This is a genomic window from Aureliella helgolandensis (assembly GCF_007752135.1).
In the GTDB taxonomy this organism is placed as follows: Bacteria; Planctomycetota; Planctomycetia; order Pirellulales; family Pirellulaceae; genus Aureliella; species Aureliella helgolandensis.
Genome location: NZ_CP036298.1, coordinates 1,515,148 through 1,532,734 on the forward strand (window position 1 = coordinate 1,515,148; position 17,587 = coordinate 1,532,734).

Annotated in this window: 18 protein-coding genes; 16 read left to right on the forward strand and 2 right to left on the reverse strand. The window is 52.8% G+C overall.

Features of this window, described 5'->3' with window-relative positions:
• The first annotated feature begins 133 nt into the window (after nucleotides 1-133).
• From Q31a_RS05420 to Q31a_RS05440, 5 genes are all read left to right on the forward strand, one after another.
• A complete protein-coding gene (locus Q31a_RS05420) occupies nucleotides 134-391 on the forward strand; it encodes a hypothetical protein (RefSeq protein ID WP_145075134.1) in 258 nt (85 codons plus the stop codon).
• A 297-nt stretch (nucleotides 392-688) separates the two neighbouring features.
• A complete protein-coding gene (locus tag Q31a_RS05425) occupies nucleotides 689-967 on the forward strand; it encodes a hypothetical protein (RefSeq protein WP_145075137.1) in 279 nt (92 codons plus the stop codon).
• A 128-nt stretch (nucleotides 968-1,095) separates the two neighbouring features.
• Complete coding sequence (locus Q31a_RS05430) at nucleotides 1,096-1,356, forward strand: hypothetical protein (protein ID WP_145075141.1); 261 nt, start codon at nucleotides 1,096-1,098, stop codon at nucleotides 1,354-1,356.
• A 529-nt stretch (nucleotides 1,357-1,885) separates the two neighbouring features.
• A complete protein-coding gene (locus Q31a_RS05435) occupies nucleotides 1,886-2,401 on the forward strand; it encodes a hypothetical protein (protein ID WP_145075144.1) in 516 nt (171 codons plus the stop codon).
• 391 nt (nucleotides 2,402-2,792) lie between these two features.
• Nucleotides 2,793-3,293 (forward strand): hypothetical protein, encoded by a 501-nt coding sequence (locus tag Q31a_RS05440; protein ID WP_145075147.1) that lies wholly within the window; start codon nucleotides 2,793-2,795, stop codon nucleotides 3,291-3,293.
• A gap of 810 nt (nucleotides 3,294-4,103) precedes the next feature.
• Here Q31a_RS05440 and Q31a_RS05445 read toward each other — a convergent pair.
• Both Q31a_RS05445 and Q31a_RS31060 read right to left on the reverse strand, forming a co-directional pair.
• Complete coding sequence (locus Q31a_RS05445) at nucleotides 4,104-5,495, reverse strand: IS110 family RNA-guided transposase (RefSeq protein ID WP_231690810.1); 1,392 nt, start codon at nucleotides 5,493-5,495, stop codon at nucleotides 4,104-4,106.
• A 242-nt stretch (nucleotides 5,496-5,737) separates the two neighbouring features.
• Nucleotides 5,738-5,863: a hypothetical protein gene (locus Q31a_RS31060; RefSeq protein ID WP_261342701.1), complete on the reverse strand. Its 126-nt coding sequence runs from the start codon at nucleotides 5,861-5,863 to the stop codon at nucleotides 5,738-5,740.
• Nucleotides 5,864-6,188: 325 nt separating this feature from the next.
• On the opposite strand from Q31a_RS31060, the gene Q31a_RS05450 reads away from it, so the two are divergent.
• From Q31a_RS05450 to Q31a_RS05500, 11 genes are all read left to right on the forward strand, one after another.
• Nucleotides 6,189-6,683 (forward strand): hypothetical protein, encoded by a 495-nt coding sequence (locus Q31a_RS05450; protein WP_145075150.1) that lies wholly within the window; start codon nucleotides 6,189-6,191, stop codon nucleotides 6,681-6,683.
• A 122-nt stretch (nucleotides 6,684-6,805) separates the two neighbouring features.
• Nucleotides 6,806-7,270, forward strand: a complete 465-nt coding sequence (locus Q31a_RS05455) for a hypothetical protein (protein ID WP_145075154.1) — start codon at nucleotides 6,806-6,808, stop codon at nucleotides 7,268-7,270.
• A gap of 121 nt (nucleotides 7,271-7,391) precedes the next feature.
• Entirely contained in the window at nucleotides 7,392-8,405 is a 1,014-nt protein-coding gene (locus Q31a_RS05460; protein ID WP_197356246.1) for a DUF1559 domain-containing protein, read from the forward strand.
• Nucleotides 8,406-9,675: 1,270 nt separating this feature from the next.
• Nucleotides 9,676-10,173 (forward strand): YcxB family protein, encoded by a 498-nt coding sequence (locus tag Q31a_RS05465; RefSeq protein ID WP_145075160.1) that lies wholly within the window; start codon nucleotides 9,676-9,678, stop codon nucleotides 10,171-10,173.
• A gap of 116 nt (nucleotides 10,174-10,289) precedes the next feature.
• A complete protein-coding gene (locus Q31a_RS05470) occupies nucleotides 10,290-10,796 on the forward strand; it encodes a hypothetical protein (protein WP_145075163.1) in 507 nt (168 codons plus the stop codon).
• 480 nt (nucleotides 10,797-11,276) lie between these two features.
• Entirely contained in the window at nucleotides 11,277-12,212 is a 936-nt protein-coding gene (locus Q31a_RS05475) for a tyrosine-type recombinase/integrase (RefSeq protein ID WP_145073538.1), read from the forward strand.
• Nucleotides 12,213-12,214: 2 nt separating this feature from the next.
• The gene (locus Q31a_RS05480) at nucleotides 12,215-13,444 is read left to right on the forward strand and encodes an IS91 family transposase (protein ID WP_197355562.1); all 1,230 of its coding nucleotides are present in this window, start codon (nucleotides 12,215-12,217) and stop codon (nucleotides 13,442-13,444) included.
• A 342-nt stretch (nucleotides 13,445-13,786) separates the two neighbouring features.
• On the forward strand, nucleotides 13,787-14,464 hold the full coding sequence (locus Q31a_RS05485; protein WP_145075167.1) for a hypothetical protein: 678 nt from the start codon (nucleotides 13,787-13,789) through the stop codon (nucleotides 14,462-14,464).
• Between the two features lie 141 nt (nucleotides 14,465-14,605).
• Entirely contained in the window at nucleotides 14,606-14,920 is a 315-nt protein-coding gene (locus Q31a_RS05490) for a hypothetical protein (RefSeq protein ID WP_145075169.1), read from the forward strand.
• A 150-nt stretch (nucleotides 14,921-15,070) separates the two neighbouring features.
• Nucleotides 15,071-15,574, forward strand: a complete 504-nt coding sequence (locus tag Q31a_RS05495; protein WP_145075172.1) for a hypothetical protein — start codon at nucleotides 15,071-15,073, stop codon at nucleotides 15,572-15,574.
• 775 nt (nucleotides 15,575-16,349) lie between these two features.
• Entirely contained in the window at nucleotides 16,350-17,135 is a 786-nt protein-coding gene (locus Q31a_RS05500; protein WP_145075175.1) for a hypothetical protein, read from the forward strand.
• The last annotated feature ends 452 nt before the right edge of the window (nucleotides 17,136-17,587 follow it).

Here is a 17,587-nt window from a genome sequence, read left to right on the forward strand (position 1 = left end):
AAGTAGCATGGCCCCCCGGGCCGTGTGCATTAATCCGTGTCCATTGCGTTGTGTCTAGGCCACGGGCCGGTGGTCCATGTTACGCGAGAAACATGAAATACGAGCAAGTTTCACAAGAGAGGCACGTTGACCGATGAACGGTAACCGAGTGACGATCCGGCACTTCTTGAGCGTGGTGCGGATTGAAATTATCTGCCGCGGCTACACGATTCAGCAGAAGAAAGCGAAGCATTGGAATTCGTGGTACTTGACCTGCCACCGAGCGTCCGACGGTCGCTATTTGCGAGTGCGAGTCAGCGACCACTTCAGCCGTTCGTGCGAGAGTGTCCACATCTCGCTCCACCCGCCTGGCGGCGCTACTCTTGAGAAACTCCGGCAGTTGCTCAAGTAACACCAGCTCCCGATTGCGCATGGTTTACTCTTCTGTGAGCTGGCGTTCGACTGCAACAGACGACCGCGAAAATGCATTGCGGACAATCCCAAAACCGGCCGCTGCACCTGCATGTGCTCAGCAGTGGGAAATCTTGCGGATTAGAGCGGCTTGGTGGCTTGGGTTGGTGGCGTTCACCGTAATTGTCCCGTGTGGCGGGAATTTTCACTCAGTGGTTGATTCTGATTTTCCGGTATACGAAAATGTGTGCCAGACATAGCTCGTGAATCCGCCTTCAATTGCCCGATGAGGACGCCCATGGGTACGCCCGAAATGCATGGCCGATTTCCTGCCAAAGATCGAGAAGGAAATGAATATTTGCTTAGTCTGTATACGATGGTCACCCACAGCACGCTGGTCACCGAGACCGACGCGACTACCGACCTGCCACAGGGGGCTGCGATTGATCAGGAAAACCGGGTGTTGTACATACTCACCGAAGATCGGCAACTCGTGCTGAGACTCGCAAAGGGGAAGTACAAGATTTCCGGCCTAATAGACACGTTGTTATACTCGGACGATCCGCAGGCACCTTGAATTCCACTCCCTGGGCTCGATTCTTGCTTGGGGCCACCCGTGCCCTTGGCGGGACGTGTTTGAGGGCGTAGCAAATGCGACACTTTTGATTCCTGTTCGCTACTGCCCCTAGGCCTTCGGGATTCCATGTGCACGACAACGCCCCCTTTCTGCTCGCACGTTTCGCAGCCAAAGATGTCAACGGAAACCGGTATCTTCTGTCGCATTACGTAATCTACTCCGATGCCGTAATGAGCGACAAACCCATCAGCAACGCCCCTCGCGAGTACTTCCTTACCGAGGATCGGAGACTCGTGCGATGGCTTGCCAAGGGCCATTTCGAGACCTGCGACAACGCGCAAATCCAGCTGTTTACCGACGATTACCACGCACCCGATCGCCCGGCATAAGCCCCGCCGAGCAGAGCGATTCACGGACCATCGCCGCCCCATGCGCGATCGCGTTTCCGCCATTGGACGCTCTAAAATCCAACCTTCCAAACGCTGCACCTCAGGTTCATGGTTCTGGGGCGTGTCCGTTGTGGATCAATTGCAGCCATCCGACTTGAGCCGATTGGGAATTCGTTCGCTGCTGCAGATTAGGGGTTCGACCAACGACTGGCTTTTGCTGCTCGTGTGCGCGGCGTGTCATTCGCATTGCCACGGAGTAACTCACTTCCATCGCCGTTTCGAAGCTGTTGGGTGGGGATTGGAGACTTAATTGGACTCCTGTTTCTTCATCGACAGGCCTGGGCAGCGGACTCGTTTTTACCCACCACCCGCTGGCGAACAAATTCTCCAATTCTGCCTCCTGCCAGCCTTTCAGAATGGAATTCCGCCCTGGGATGTGGATAATTGGGGCTTAGATTGAGGATAATTGCCTTGAACATGGGATTATTCTCATTGGCCAAGGATATTAACAAGTTATCCGACTGAGACAATGCGATTTCGACTGTCAACGCTTCTCCTGATCACCGCCTGTATCGCGCTTGCGATCGGATGGTCTGTCGATCGCTACACCCACCGTGTTCCGTCTTATGAGGAGCGTCTTGCGGATCACGCCCGTCTCGCCGGAACACTCGTCGACGTTAGCCGTTTGCACCAGTTCAGCGATCATCCACAAGGCTACATCAATCGCGTTCCCGACATGTTGTTTGTTGTCTTTATCGACCTATTCCGAAACCGAGGGCTTTTTGCACGCACCTACGGACCAATCGGGAACTCGAGGCACATAGACGATGCAACGCTGCATTGGCTTGGAAACGAAACGCTGCGTAGAATCGATATCACTACCCTTTCCGATTTCGAGGCAGAGCTGACCGCATCGGGACTCGGCACGCCCCAATACTACGACCTCTACACTACCGATGGATCACTGAAACCGGAGCTTGCGAAATTCGTCTCCGAGTGCTTCAAGGCACCGGACGTTTTGCCCGCAATGAAAGATGGCGGATAACCATGGCGTGCACACGGAGCGGGGCTTGCGGCCGGGTTTGAAATGGACAACTTTACTCTCCCCGCCCGGTGACGCCGGACGTTCTCGGATTCAATGAGATGCTCGGTCATTGAGTATGTTTCGGTTGCCACTTGGCCACCGAGGGGAACGAAGTCTAAACGCGAATACGCATTGCCAGGCGGACGATAGGTCTTTGGGCAATGGAAGCACGATTGCGAACCGCTCGAATGCACTCGGGTCCCGAAAGTCCAACCGGATGAAAACGATGGGGAATCCACCTCGACGCACAGTTGCTCGGTCAGGAAATTTCGATTGGTAGCACGCCAGACTCGCTAAACAGATACATGCAATTCCAGGCGGTCCTGATTGATCCTAAATCACGTATGCTATAATGACCACGGTCGGACCGAAACTCCTGGCCCTAGCGATCCAGACCCGAGAACAAGCCGATGCACGGCAGTCGGCGACATTTAACCAAATTTACCACCAAATCAACCTCGCCGACGCCGTGATCGGCACCGTTATCCGGCTTCGTAAATCCGATGAATTGAGGCTGGCTGAGTTGAATACAGAGCTTGAAATCGAAAGAACGGAACAACGGGAATTGTGCGACCGGTGTGAACAATGGACTGATCGAGCGCGTGGCGTTCCAGTCATAATCCAAATATTGACATTTCCGATCACAGGCATTTTTTTGTTGAAATCGCTTTTTTCAATCTCAACTATATTGCGCGTACTGCGTTTCCAGAATATCTGGCCAATTATTGAACAAGAGTTTCGCCATCGCTATTGTCGAAAATGTCTGCGCTGGATTACGATTTGCCATGTCGTCATATCTGTCTGGGCAATCAGCTTTGTATACTTTCTCATCTCAGACGCGAGCAAAAATTAGAAGTTTGAGCTGGCAATTGAAATGCAATTAGCAGGATAACAAAACGATGCACGCGAAGCCGGACTTGCGCGTGCTTTTCAATGTTTAGATTTATCGTTCCGGCTCGGTGATCGTAACCGACTATGAAGTCCTGGGTTTGGCAAGTGACGGTCGCCACTTTTTTTGAATTCTTTTATTCAGTCATATCATGACGCGGTTTAGCCACTTGGAAGTTGCCTTCGCTAGAGAGCTTCGAGGGAGTATCGCTTCGGCCGGTGCACAATGTGCTTGTCAAGGATGTTTGATTAAACGACTATTCGAGGTGCGAACGCGTTTCACACTTCTGCTCCTGCTCACTTGGAGCAGGTCGCGTTCCCTCAGTTATCCATGCACGGTTCAAAGCATCGTTGTCGATGATGAGTCCGTGTTGGCTGCAGCTTGCCTGGAGGCTTCGGTGAGCAGCAAGCTACCTTCCGTTGGTGTGGCACATTCTTTAGGGCGACGTGTCTGACGTTCCGGCGATCCTGCGCGATCGGTCCATGGGAATCAGTCAGTGGTCAATTGGTGTCGGTGCTCAGCACATTTGGGTTGGTCTTGTCCTTGTCAAGTGTTCTCGTGTCTGGCGAAAGGGCTCCTGTGAACTCAGTTGGTATCGGTATTGAATGAGTCTGTTCAACTAGTGACGTGTCAAAAGGCTACGAGGTGCCGATTCGTTCTGCCGATGTCAATGCATCAGGCGGCGCGTACAGGTTGTCCCTCGTAGCGGTGGGGAAAAAGGGCGAGCAAGGCCGATTCGTTCTGTCGATGTTAGTGTGCTAAGGGGTACGCTCATCAGGCAGCGGATACTGGCTTTCTTGCTCGCCGTGGTTGGGCGGTTTTCGTGGTGGCTTGTTTCGACTTTGAGCCAATGGGACTTCTCGGCGTGGTGATTGATTTCGCCTGCAATTTCGCCTGCGACTTGGCAGACTGCTGTTTCGTCGACTTACCAACCTGCGTGGGCTTCGACTTGGATTTGCTGGCTGACTTTGTCGTGGGCGACGCCTTGGCGGCGCAACGCTGCGTGAGCTCTTCGGCTTCGCGGGCTTCCCTGCGAAGGCGGCTCTTACGTTGGTCCGAGTTCTCCTTAGGAGGCATCGTTCGAAAGGTCTCTTCATCCAAGGGAAGCGTTCCACCGAACGACTTGGTAGTACGAATCATGGTGACCGGATCCCAGTCCTTTTCATCGCGGAGCATGGCCCAAGCAATCACCGCGATTTTACGAGCCAACGCCACTCCCGCCTTCTTCTTGCGTGTCTTCTGCTTACCGCAGATGCGATCGTAGACTCCCTTGGACCACGGATTGTATCGCAGCGAGGCCCAAGCGCACTCGACAAGAATGGTCCGAGCCAGCGGGTTGCCCCGCTTGGTGATGCGGCCGTTGCGATCGGTTTCACCAGATTGAAATTGCCGAGGTACCAAGCCGAAGTAGGCCGACACTTGGCGTCCGTTCTCAAAGCGGTGCGAATCGTCGATGCAGGCCACCAGGATTTCAGCCGTGCGTGGTCCAACGCCGGGAATCGTGCGCAGTCGTACGATGCGAGGATCGGCCTTGCCGATCGCTTCGAGTTTCTTGACGACCCCGTCAAGTTGTGTGGACAGAGAATCGAGCTGCGTCAATTCAAGATCGAGCTCACCTTTCCACAACTCTTTCGCGGAGCACTCCGTAAGTGGTTTGCGATACGAGTTGATCAATGCGCGTCCGGTGTGCCAAGCTTTGTCCCCCCTGTCGATCGAGATGCCGTGGTTGACGAACCACGCGCGAATGGTGCACTTGATCTTGTTGATCCGCCAGTCGAGTGTTTTGCGGTACTTAACCAGAGAGCGAAACTCACGATGTGTTTCGGAGGGCATGTGAACCGGCTTGAGTTCACTCATGGTAGCCATACGCGCCAGCTTGAGCGCATCATCCTTGTCAGTTTTGCGTTTAACGTTGGACCACTTCCAAGCCTCTTCGTTGGTCGAGCAGACGAACGTTTGGAGGCCCAAAGACTCAGCTAGATCGTTGATCCAGCCTGACGGACCACACGCCTCCATAACCACCAAGTCGATCTTATGCTTTTTGAAGACAGTCGAGAGGTAGTTGCGGTCGGTAGTGGCATTGAGGAAGGAGTGTTTGCGAGTTTTTGTATCAAAGAAACAGCACATCGTATTGAATTTGCCGAGGTCAAGAGCGAGAATCTTCATAGTCCATGTGTCCTTTGGGTTTGGGGTTGGCACATTTGTGACAGTGGTTGCTTCCGGCAACCCGAGATCACGGGGCTGAGTCACCAGATTTTATTCGAACGGCTCCCGCCCCAAACCCAGGACTTACATGGATTCTTTCTCGGATGCAATGAGATGCTCGGCGATTGAGTCTATTTCGGTTGCCCAGTAGTCACCGAGAGGAACGAAGTCTAGAAGTGAAAACGTGTTGCCAGACGGACATGCTAGCCCAGGCTGACGAGTAGATCGTTGGGCAGTAGATGCAACATTGGGAAACGCATGAATGCACTCGCTTCGCGGTAGTCCAGCTGGATGGAAGCGATGGAGAATCCAGCTCGACGCTGGGTCATTCGGTCAGGGGATCTCGCTCGTTAGAACGCCACACTCGCCAAGCAGACACATGCAATTCCAGGCAGTCTTGTGCGATCATAAGCCGCCTTTGCTATACTGATGTTGGTGCATCCAAGCTCCTGGCCCCAGCAATCCAGAACCGAGAACAAAGTGTTGCACGGTAGTTCCGGTGGCCGCTTCACTTTGCACAACGAATCAACTCCCGGAACACCGTGAACACTGCCGTTCGTCGAGAGTACCTCTTGCTGCCAAAGAGCCTGACTGATAAAAAGAAGTCAGCGATGCGTCCTATTGCCTATGGCGTTTTACAAAACGGAGTATTTCATGCGTGCCACGAAGTTCGCTGTATTTATCATCTTCCTGCTCACTACCACGGGAACTACCGCGGCCGATGATCGTGCGGAACTCGAAATTGGCAGCTTTGTTGTTCTCGAAATTGAGGGCGAACTCGCAACAAAGTACTCACAGGCAACCGACGTAACACTATCGAAGAATGCTGTTGGTGACTTGTGCACAAACCAACTCGCAATCGTTACTTGGATTTCCGAAGATGGATCGCTAACGATCAAACATTCAAATGATCTATTTTCTTTGCGTGCTCCTTCCAAATTAGTGACTATTGTGACTACCGTCTCGAAAGATCAGCTAACTCCCGTGGTAACGAAGGCAGGAACACTTGTTTACTCACATGAACGTCTTCACCGAGTTGACGCTGTCGCGAAACCACTAAAGGAGGATCGTACCACATATCATTTGCGGCTTCGCAACATGCAGAATGTGGAAATCACCACCTGGGATCGATCAAACTCGATCCGGTAACCTGACGATCTCGACGAACAAGATGATGCAGCCGAGTTTGCGTCGGTGCGTTTTCACTCAACAAGTCAACCGCGCAAACCGGCTGATCATGGTCGTTATTTCTCAAGCCCACGGAGCAGACGATGAATGCAACGCGAAGATCTTTCTTTCTGCTGACATTTGCCGCTTTCGTTGGGAGTTCGACGCTTCACGCTGACGACACATCAAAAACCCCAACCGTGACAGCGCTCGCCGATCTTGATCTGAAGTCTGATGGAAAAGACGTGACAATGATCTTTAAGATTACCAAAACGCAACTGATTGGCGGTGCGCACGAGGGTGAATTCCCAAACGCGATATTACACTATGCGGAGATGAAGGAGGCTCCACATTTGGTCGTCTATGCCAAAGGTGAACTAGCGGATGCGCTCCATCGTTTTGCATGCATTGGACCAAAAGGACGTTTGATTGGCCGCTCGATCAAAGTGTCGGGGAAGATCAAAACATACACAGACTTTCCAGAGGGCGAGGACCAAACTCCTATCTACAATCTCAACCTTCGAGACTGGAAGGCATTTCAGATCCTTCCTGAGCCCGAAGAGAAATAACCATGCGGTGAACCCGAGCGGCGGTTCGGGCGGATCGTGAAATCAGAGGTTCTTGGCCGCCACCGGGTTACCGCGATCGTTATCGGACTGAAGACCGTATACCTAAGACGGGAGATTGAAAGTGGTACATCACCCCAATCGCACTCAGGCACGGCAAGCACTAACGCTGATCGAGACGGTCGCCTCGATCAGCATCATTGGAATCCTCGCAGCCATTCTCATCCCTGCTGTTCAGGCTGTACGCGAGTCCGCACGAAAAGCACATTGCCAAGACAACCTGAAACAGATTGCACTCGCTACGCATGCATTTCACAACGCGAACAACGCACTCCCTTCCTTCTACAACGGGACATCCCTCCCCTTTCCGCTACAAGAGTGGGATCTTTTTCATACACACTCTTGGCGTGCTACCCTGCTTCCTCACCTCGAGCAGACCGCCCTCCGTGAATCGATTGCCTGGGATTCGCTGGCGACTTCGTTGGAGAACGAACCTGTCGCAACCACGGTAGTTCCTCCTTACGTCTGCCCAAGTGGCACGTCTCCAACTACAAACATGGGATGGGTAATCCGATATGGCTCGATGTCGGTTCCAGAACCCAACCGCACCGAGGCCGACATATGCCAAGTGGTCCGAAGCGATTACGATGCGATGGCTGGAATTCTCGTAATTCCCGACACCTCACCGAGTGGCGTAAACCCGTATAGCACAAAGTTCGTTCGCTGGGGCGTCTGGGGTTGGCCCGACTTTGACAACAATGCAATCTCCGGCGGCAAACTACTGCGGTACCGGCCTGGAAAATTCAGAGACATATCGGATGGCCTGTCCAACACAATCATGCTGGTCGAACGCGGTGGACGCCCGATACATCTTGTCGATGGACGCCCCAAGGCAACCCCAGACAACCCAGACGCAGTCTACCTCGGTCAAACGGGATGGTCGGCGAGCAATACATTCGTATGGGCCATCAATGGCCACAATGTTGGAATTAATCAGGACAACGCAACTGGCATTTACTCGTCGCATGCAGGCGGCGCGTACATAGCACTTGCTGACGGTTCTGTTTCGTTTCTCACGGAATCCACTGATTTCCACACGTTGGCTCGAATGTTTGGCCGCTCGGACGGTGATCGTTAGTTTATCCAGTCGCGTAAATTCACCATGGCCGATAACCATGCCGTGCACCGAAGGACGGCTTGCGCGGTTTTTGAAGTGGAAAGTCAACTGTCCGTCCTCGGTGACGGCTACCGTTCGCCTGCCCTAAATCACTCTTGACACACTTCCAGAGGCAAATCTATATCCACATGAGGTTGTGGACACTCAACAGGAGATGGGAAATGAATAACCACCAACAACGCTATGCCGTTTTGTTTAGTGTCTTGACGGCTTTCGTCACTACGATCGTCATCTTCATGCTCAACGAAGGTGCTCTTAGGCTCTCCACACGCACATATGAGAACCTTCCCGGTTTAGTGTTATTCTTCTTCTTGCATGCTACAATCGTGATCGCTGCCACATCGTTCTGGCGACACTTTCGTTCATTCTTGTTCGGCTCATATACCCCTAAGTCAAATGCGGCTTCCGTCTGTGGCGTCATACTTGCCTTTGGCTGGTGGGGGCTTCCGATACTGCTCCAACACACAACTCAGATCGACTACTACCTCGTCGAATCAAGACCACTTTCTTATTGTTACGGTTTAATCACGTTTTCCGTCTGGGTGGTGATCTCCATAGAGTGCGAAGCGTACCTATCCATACGACGCTTAACTTCGGTCCAGCGTAGCCACGCCTAGGCGAACCACGCATTGAACGGGAGTTCGCGAGCCCGTCCAACTTGCTAAAATGTCAAACGCGCGAACCCCGTTAATGCCGACGTTCGTCGGACGCGCAGGTTAGTTGTGGGTGCTGTCGGGCACCGAAGTCTGGACAACATCGCGGACTGTGAATCGCATTGCGCCCCGCTTTTTTGCAACATCAACTAAATCAATTCGTGGGCATCATTCTATTGTTCAAAATCCAGCGACCACGGTTTGGCCTGAAAGATATATTCTGGACGGTTCTCGTCGCCGCTCTGATCGCAGGTTGGTGGGCCGACCATGCTCGGCAACAACGAGACATTGAGACGCTGTTTCGAACAATGCGCCGTGAGACGCCATGGCTCGTGGAAACGGAGTTACCGGACTGGATTACGAATCAAATGCGAATAGAAGCAAAAAACAAAAAGGGAATCTCTCCAACTCCAAGACGCGAATAATCCGAGTTAATCCAAAAAAGTCGATGTTGGCTCATCGTGTTGCGAACATTCGACGAACCATCCGATGCAACCGAGCGGCGAAGTCGGGCGTTTTGAAGTGGATGATCATCCGTCGCCGCCGGCTGATCGGTAACGTTATCTAATCAAGAATCCATGACCGAAGAGATCAGAGTCTCCTACCGACTGAGCCTGTCCGAGTTCATGCGCGCGTGTGAAGCTCATTGGCGCGCGCAGCGACAGGGGACGGTATCAAACGCGATCGCCGGTGCGTTAGCGCTGGCGACTGGAATCGGCCTTTGGTTTTTCAACTGGTTTTGGCTAGCACTGACTCTTGCCATCCTAGGATGTGCCCTGCTAGGGCTGATTGGGATACGACAGGTTCTGTGGCGGAAGGCATTCCGAGATGCCCGTAAGTATCATGGTGAGATTTCCGTGTCCTTCTCCAACGATGGCGTGCATGTCGAGACGCTGGAAGGAAAATCGGATCTCAACTGGGGCTTCTTCTCGTGGTATCTTGATACGCCGGAACACGTCCTGCTATACATGACTAAGAGAACCTTTTCCGTAATTCCCAGATCGGCTTTCAGTGAAACCCGGACTGAGGACGCATTTCGGCTGCTGGTAACCTCGAAGCTCCCCGTGATCAGATAACCAAGGGTTGCATCCGAGCCGTAAATAGCGTGTTGGTTTTGCTTGCAAGTCAACTCACGGCCGGCTGAACCCTGGCCGTTATCCGCTTGAGTTCGCTGCTCACTGAGCCCCGACTGATGACATTTCCCCGTTTTGGTTTAAGACGCCTCTTTCTGTTGACACTCGCATGTGCTTGCTGTGCTGCGTTCACCACCTGGGTGATTACAGCACGCAAGTATGCAAGGCAGCAGGCAGGTCTTGGCATACAGAGCAAAATTGAGCACTGGCCGTATGTACTGCGCAATTTGCTAAAAGATGCCCCAAGTCTTGGAACGGGCGTTACACCCTGCGGATTGACTGCAGGATTTGACCAAAGCTCTATTTGGAGAGTAAACTCCAACGCTCCAATAATTGACTTCCTCAAATCTCAACAAAATCTTGAGATTACGGATCGATCACACTCTAAAGCAAATTACTTAATCAAAGCGTTGCCTGTCGAATGGCCGAAGCAAAACTGGAAATCCTCCACGTGGTATGCAACGCCCGGTTTTGGCACGCAGCATATTGAAGTTACTGACCTCTACTTGATGGCAATCGATTCTGACACGGGTGACGCGATCGTTTATCATGAAAATCATTTTTGAACTGAAATTGCGGATAACCAAGGGATGAACGAAAGTTCCGGTGGCTCGTTCACTTTGCACAAATACTCGCTCGCCGGAACTTCGTTATCCCCATCGTTGAACTAAACCGCTTCACTTTCAATTTTCTCGTAACTCTAAGCAGACTTCTTCTGCGTATCTCACGCGAGCTACTTCTCGCCTCTTGCTGGTGCGGTGCTTTGCATTGCGATGGCTCTGCACCGGCTACAGTCGCCTAGCTCGATGGCTTTGCCTGCTCGGCCGCGTGTTGACTTCGGCCAGTCCCAGCGGTGACGGTGCGATTGCATGGCCACTCCGACGAGTACGACTGAGTGGCATGAGCGAGGTAAGTGAGCTGCCTCCCCCCGTTCCGAATTTAACGATTATCCGACTTGCGCTTTCTGAAACCCCAATCATGCTGGGGATTAATGTCGCATTTCTGCGGCAAGTTTGACTTCCCGTTTTCAGTAAGGCTTCAGCGCAATGCCCAGCTCTTTTCGCAAGCATACTCTTGCATCCATTAAACGTATGGCCGAGGACATGTTGCTCCGCAACATGGCAATTAGAACCATCGATTCCTACACCTTCCACGTTGGGCGTTTTTCCAAGCACTTCGGAAAACTCCCCGAGGATCTGGGCCCCGAAGAGATTCGCGAATTCCAACTGTGGATGATCCAAGTGAAAAAATGTTCGTGGAGTTCGTTTAATCAAGCTGTTTGTGGCCTACGGTTTCTCTACACCTTCACGCTCCCCAGGCCGTGGGTCGTGAAAATGATTCCGTTCGGCAACCGGCCTAAGAAGTTACCCGTTGTGCTGGGGCAGGAAGAAGTACACAGGCTGATCGAGTGTGTAACAGTTCCCAAACATCGAGCGGTCCTACTGACTCTCTACTCGGCCGGGCTAAGGCTCAGCGAAGCAACCAACCTAAAGCTCCCGGACATCGACTCCGAGCGGATGCAACTGCGGATCATTCAAGCCAAGGGGCGCAAGGATCGCTACGTACCGCTCTCACCAAGGCTCTTGGCCGAACTACGAGAGTACTGGAAGATCAACAAGCCGAACCAGTACATCTTTCCGGGCAAGACCAACGATGTGCCACTTTCCGGAGCAACCATTCAGAAGACTTGCAAGATGGCCGCCGCACAGGCGCACATCAAGAAGATCGTTACTCCACATACTCTGAGACATTCTTTTGCGACCGGACTTTTGGAAGCAGGCGTCGATCTGATGGCGATCAGCAAGCTGCTCGGGCACAGCAGCTTTACAACAACGATGATCTATTTACACTGTCGGCGAGAGCACTTGGGATCGACCCCCAGCCCGATCGACTGGCTCCCGGCCCGGCAGTGCCCGCGCTGGATCGACCCGTCGCTGCAAGCTCCCAGCCCCAGCTCGACGCCCGCGAGCGATCCGATCTGAGTGTGGCCAGCATACTCAAGCGGTACACGGCTGACTTCATCAGCAAGTATCGACCGAGTCTCTCACGACAAGTCGAAAGCACACTAGCGAGGATCGGCTTCTGCCGCACCGCAGCCATGGGAGGTCGCACCTATGCTTGCAATCAGTGCCAGACCAAGATCTCGCTCTACAACTCGTGCGCCGACCGGCACTGCCCGCAGTGTAGTGGGGCTCGGCGCGCCGACTGGCTCGATAGAGCCGCTGAGCTACTGTTGCCAGACGTAACTTACTTCCAAGTTGTCTTCACGTTGCCAGACAAACTATCTCCGCTGATACTCGGTAATCGTCGCAAACTCTATCGTACCTTGATGCATACTGCTTGGGAGGCGCTCAAGGAGTGTATTGAAACCAAGCTTGGCATGCAGGCCTCTGCCATGATGGTCTTGCATACTTGGAATCAACGGCTGGGGCACCATCCTCACGTGCACCTCCTCGTTCCCGGCAGCGGCCCATCACTGGACGGACGGCGTTGGATCGAGTGTCGGCAAACCAAGCCCACGGGGAACTCACCCGCCAAGCCAACGTTGGTGGACAACAAGGAACTCAGTCGAGAATTCAGCGAACGTTTCCTACGTAAACTAAAATCGCTGCACCGTCGCGGCAAGCTGGATCTTGAAGAAGAATTGGCGGGACTTCAAGAGCCGCTGGCTTGGGCCAAATTCACTGACACTCTCCTCGCACACGACTGGTGTGTCTTCATCGAGCGACCACCGACGTCCAAGTCGTCTCCGGAGCACGTCTTGAAGTACTTGGCCAGATACATGACTGGTGGCCCCATCTCGGATCGACGCTTGGTGAGCTGCGATAACGACATCGTCACGTTCATGGCTCGCAACAAGGACAAACACAGCTCGGCTAGTCAAGTTTCAGAGAAACTCTCTGGAGTTGAGTTCATTCGATGTTGGTCACTCCACATTCTTCCCAAGGGTTTTACCAAGTCACGTTGCTTCGGAGGCTACAGCAGTGCTCGCCGCACGGCCTTCATCGCCTTGTGCAAGCAGCTCCATCCGCTCGCCGTGACGGAACAATGCGATCCTCAAGTCAACGACGCAATCACAGAGACGCAGGACATTCCGACAGAGCGTTGTTGTGCCAAATGCCAACAACCCATGCAACTCCTCTCCGAGACTCGTCGTCCGAGCTGGCGGGACCTATTCTATGGCCCCAACCATCACTCTTGGTTCGAGAGTTAGACTAGTGCCCCTACGCTACGACATCGTTACAGTATCCTGCTCCGATGCATACGCATTGACGGCCAACCGCTGCCCGCTGGTCACAGTTCACCGACGAAACAGTCCCCAACTGACGTCAGATTCTCTACGCGACTGCCCGGCAGCTCAACAAACTGCTTGCCAAGCCATCTCTGACTAGGCTAAACTGACTCTCATCAGACGCCAGCTCAATACTATCCGCATAGGACCCGTCGAGCGAAGCGTCTCAGCTCAACGGACAATCTATCCCTCCGTGCTCGCTGCGCTCCCAGTTGGGATAGATTGCTATTCGTTATCCCAGTCACGAATTGTAGAAGCACACCATTGCTTGAGCTTGACCGCAAGCCGCTGTCCGTCATCCAGGCTGACGCATCGCTTTTCGCTGGACGGCTCGGTATCGATATCGAAACGGATTTCGGAGCAATCGCTTTAGACAACATTCCCGTTCCTGACGTCTCTGATTTCACCGCTCTTCTGGACTACCGTATTCGTATTCCCAATTGCCACGAATACAATTACGAGGACCCGTTGCTGCGACCGTGGTTTAGCACGGAAATGGGCTATTCTGACGTAAATCGACTCGATACTTCGCTACGCCTTCGGGACGACAGGCTTCTCTCTGTCACGATTGACCTATCAACCTCCGAAACCGAAGGATCTCTTCCCCAAAATCTACGCGGATCATTGCTTGCCAACTGCAGCCCCGTGGATTCAACGCAACTGCTAACTTTTTCCGGGCCGATACCGATTCGTTTCGCCGAAAGCTACTTGCCCATACTTGGCTTACCGAGCTTGCCCTCTAACGCAACCCTAAAACATGTCACTTCTGCTTTCGGCAAACCGGACCACACTGGCGGTTCAGCCAACTCAAAACATGGTTCCGTCCCTGCATGGATCCGCTATACTCTTCCTAGCTGCTACTTGCGATTCCAAATCGAAGGCGAGCTAATTTCGATTTTCACGATCATGAGCCTGTCTGACCCGCCGTGTGACCTGCTCTAGTAATTGGGATAACCATGTCGTGCAGCGGAGTACGGCATCAGGCGTTTCGAAGTTGACAATCCATCGGCCGTACCCGCTGACGACTGACGTTATTTGATTGAAGTGCATCACCCTCAGTTTTTACGATGAAGTTTTGCTTGCATGACCGAAACCGAATACTGCTATGAGACTCCATTCGGTATCGACGTGCTGTCTGTCTCGATCGACGCTCGCCCACGTGTCGCAACCCTCACGATTCAGCATCGCGATGTCACATCTGTACTGATTTTTGAAAACCCATCGCCTATTTCGTCTTTCGCTGGCCTGTTCGAAGACTTGGAACGCATCCGAATCTCGGATCGAAATTTCTACGGATCGCAGCTTGCATTTGGCCGTTATGACGTTCAAATGTGGGACGAGGACACGCCGTACGCAAGCTTCGACTGTGACAACTTCCAAGCAGACGGTGCGGTGTGACACATGGATGCCCAACGCCTGCAAATAACAAAGCCATGCAACGGAGCCGCGTGTCAAACGTTTTGACAATGGTTGACGCGCTCGTCGCGGCCCGCTGATGGCTACCGTTCCCCGTCAATTGGGCTTGTCCCTCGTAATCGGATATTTACCTTGCTGAAGACTTTACCTACCGCATGCTTGGTGTTTATTGCCCTTGCTTCAACGTCCGCGTTGCTAAACGCAGGTGTCATTGACGCAACATCTCTTGAAACCATCCTGCGGAGCATCGAGGGCGAGTCCGAACACGACATCGCGGTCATTAAGAAGCTGGTGCGCGAGGCAAGCGATGGCTTGGATGCCTCCGATCCGAAGGCAATAGAGCAGGCCATGGACCGAGTTCGCAGCAAATTGCACGGGAAAACCGTCGGTGGCGTTGTATTGGAAGTCGCCATTCTGCAGAACGCAAGAGACAGTGTGCTGGAGCAAAAGGCTAAGACAATTGTTAGAGAGTATCGGTCGCGTTGGAAAAAGCGAATCGCAAGCTTTCGGTCTGTTGACGTGGGGATGACGAAGGAACAACTTGTAAAGTTGCTCGGCGCGCCGGACTTTCAGTCAAACTCGGAGACGGTAGAAAATTATCTGTATGGATGCGATGCGGCGCACAATGAAGAATAAATCTGGCTCCTGAAGATTGCCGTGGAAATCATCGACGGAAAAGTCTCGGATGTCAAACGAATGGACAGCCATATCGGAATCGAGGATGCTTCGCTGCCGAAAGAAGTGAATTCGGGAACAGGCTCAATACCATCTTCTACGTCAAGACTAGATTCTCGTTAAGCAAAGCGGCGAACCAACGGTTGAGCGTGAGCGTGAGCGGCGGGCGGTCCACGTCCGCTTCGAAGCAACGTTTTCTGGCCGTCGCCACATTAACCTGGTCGTTCGTCGGCAACCAGCTGCCTCCTCAGACGCATGCGGATTGGAGTTTGGCTCCTAGCCCTCTCGCCAATCCTTCTGATCGTATTCATCTTCCCGGGGCTGAACCCTGTGTGGAATTGGTTTGGACAAACGCTACCTTTCTAATTGTCTGCCCCCCGCCAGCGGATTCCGGCTGCGCTATTTTCGGTATTTTGGTAGCGCAAGCATTGCTCGGTTGCCACCCACCCATGATAATGGTACTCGTCCCACAGTGGCGAGAACATTCCTTCTCCACTCTGAGATCATTTCCCTCCCCTGCCCCGGATCCCACCTTCGTCCGTTGACGATTACTGGCTGCACCGAGACACACGAACTAGCCCTTCCGCACGAGCCATTACCACCGCGAGTGATATTACGCGGAGTGACAGATCCGTCGATCGATATTCGATAGATGGAACCAATACCCCCTAAGGTGTTCGGGGATAACTATGCTGTTATGTTGCTAATCTAAACCGCCACAAGGAATGAAGCCGCAATGTTAACGGAGCGAGCCATTCGCCGCAGACAGTCGAAAAAGGAAGGCCAAGCGAAAGCGAAGCTTTGGCTTCAAACGGCGTCGCATCAGGAATGCCTGAAAATAGCAAATGGTGGGTACGACTACGGCGTTACTCTGTCAGAACTTCGCACCACAGGTTTGCACATTCCACACTCGCAGGATCGCGATTACTCGTGGGGTTTTGTGAAGCAGGTCAAAAGCAAAGTCTATCACTCGCTTCACAAGGCGAGACGCCGACCGGAACCACAGTGGGACAACTTACTTGCCATTCTGCACAACATACGTGTTGGCGATCGATCCAACGCCCACGAACACGCAATAGCAAGCATCCTCCATGCCTTATTCACGTCCTCATTGGGCGAACCGCAGATGCAAGTCAACATTCACGGCGGGCGTAAACGAATCGATATCACCTATCGGAATCAGGCCATAGGCGGTTTTTTCAAATGGCTTGCGCGCCACTACAAAGCACAACACGTGTTCGTAGAATGCAAGAACTACAACCCTGATCCGGCGAATCCGGAACTTGATCAGCTAAGTGGAAGGTTCTCGCCATTACGGGGCCAGTTTGGATTACTGATTTGTCGGTCGATATCGGACAAGTCACTCATTGCTCAACGGTGCCGTGACACTGCGCTCGATCATCGTGGTTTCATCGTCTGCCTTGACGACAACGACCTTTGCGATTTGATTCAAGCCCGTGGGAGTCTGACGGTTGACCCATTCTCATTGCTACGTCAGCGATTTGACAACCTCATCATGTAGGTCACACAAACACAACAGAACAAAGCCGTGCACCGGAGCGCTCAATCACGCGGCAACTGAAATCAAAGTCTTCCGTTCGTGCCCGGTTACGGCAGACGTTCGTCGTCTAATTTGGAACATCGAGTGTGAGACTACTAGTGAACACAGCTATTGTTCTTGCTTGCTCTGCGGGCTTTGCGTATTGCATGCTTTGCCTTGTGGCTCAAAATCTCTCTCAGCAATCTGCTTTGCCAACGCGCTACCAACGGACAATTGTTAGCTCAAACGTAGGATCCAACCTGCATGACCAGTATTTTGTAGCGTCGTTTTTTGGATTCATGCTATTTAAGGATCCGGACAAATCAATCAATGCCCGCATAGGTCCGATCAGTTTTCCCTTGCTAAAATCCATGCCCGTGACTTGGCTCGTGCTCATTTTGATTGCTACAACTGCTGGGTGGTGGTACCGTGCG

Bases quoted from the DNA above. Each gene is read 5' to 3' on its own strand.
- Q31a_RS05420 (WP_145075134.1), top strand. From the start codon at position 134: ATGAACGGTAACCGAGTGACGATCCGGCACTTCTTGAGCGTGGTGCGG.
- Q31a_RS05425 (WP_145075137.1), top strand. From the start codon at position 689: ATGGGTACGCCCGAAATGCATGGCCGATTTCCTGCCAAAGATCGAGAA.
- Q31a_RS05435 (WP_145075144.1), top strand. From the start codon at position 1,886: ATGCGATTTCGACTGTCAACGCTTCTCCTGATCACCGCCTGTATCGCG.
- Q31a_RS05440 (WP_145075147.1), top strand. From the start codon at position 2,793: ATGACCACGGTCGGACCGAAACTCCTGGCCCTAGCGATCCAGACCCGA.
- Q31a_RS05445 (WP_231690810.1), bottom strand. From the start codon at position 5,495: ATGAAGATTCTCGCTCTTGACCTCGGCAAATTCAATACGATGTGCTGT.
- Q31a_RS31060 (WP_261342701.1), bottom strand. From the start codon at position 5,863: ATGACCCAGCGTCGAGCTGGATTCTCCATCGCTTCCATCCAGCTGGAC.
- Q31a_RS05450 (WP_145075150.1), top strand. From the start codon at position 6,189: ATGCGTGCCACGAAGTTCGCTGTATTTATCATCTTCCTGCTCACTACC.
- Q31a_RS05455 (WP_145075154.1), top strand. From the start codon at position 6,806: ATGAATGCAACGCGAAGATCTTTCTTTCTGCTGACATTTGCCGCTTTC.
- Q31a_RS05465 (WP_145075160.1), top strand. From the start codon at position 9,676: ATGACCGAAGAGATCAGAGTCTCCTACCGACTGAGCCTGTCCGAGTTC.
- Q31a_RS05470 (WP_145075163.1), top strand. From the start codon at position 10,290: ATGACATTTCCCCGTTTTGGTTTAAGACGCCTCTTTCTGTTGACACTC.
- Q31a_RS05475 (WP_145073538.1), top strand. From the start codon at position 11,277: ATGCCCAGCTCTTTTCGCAAGCATACTCTTGCATCCATTAAACGTATG.
- Q31a_RS05490 (WP_145075169.1), top strand. From the start codon at position 14,606: ATGACCGAAACCGAATACTGCTATGAGACTCCATTCGGTATCGACGTG.
- Q31a_RS05500 (WP_145075175.1), top strand. From the start codon at position 16,350: ATGTTAACGGAGCGAGCCATTCGCCGCAGACAGTCGAAAAAGGAAGGC.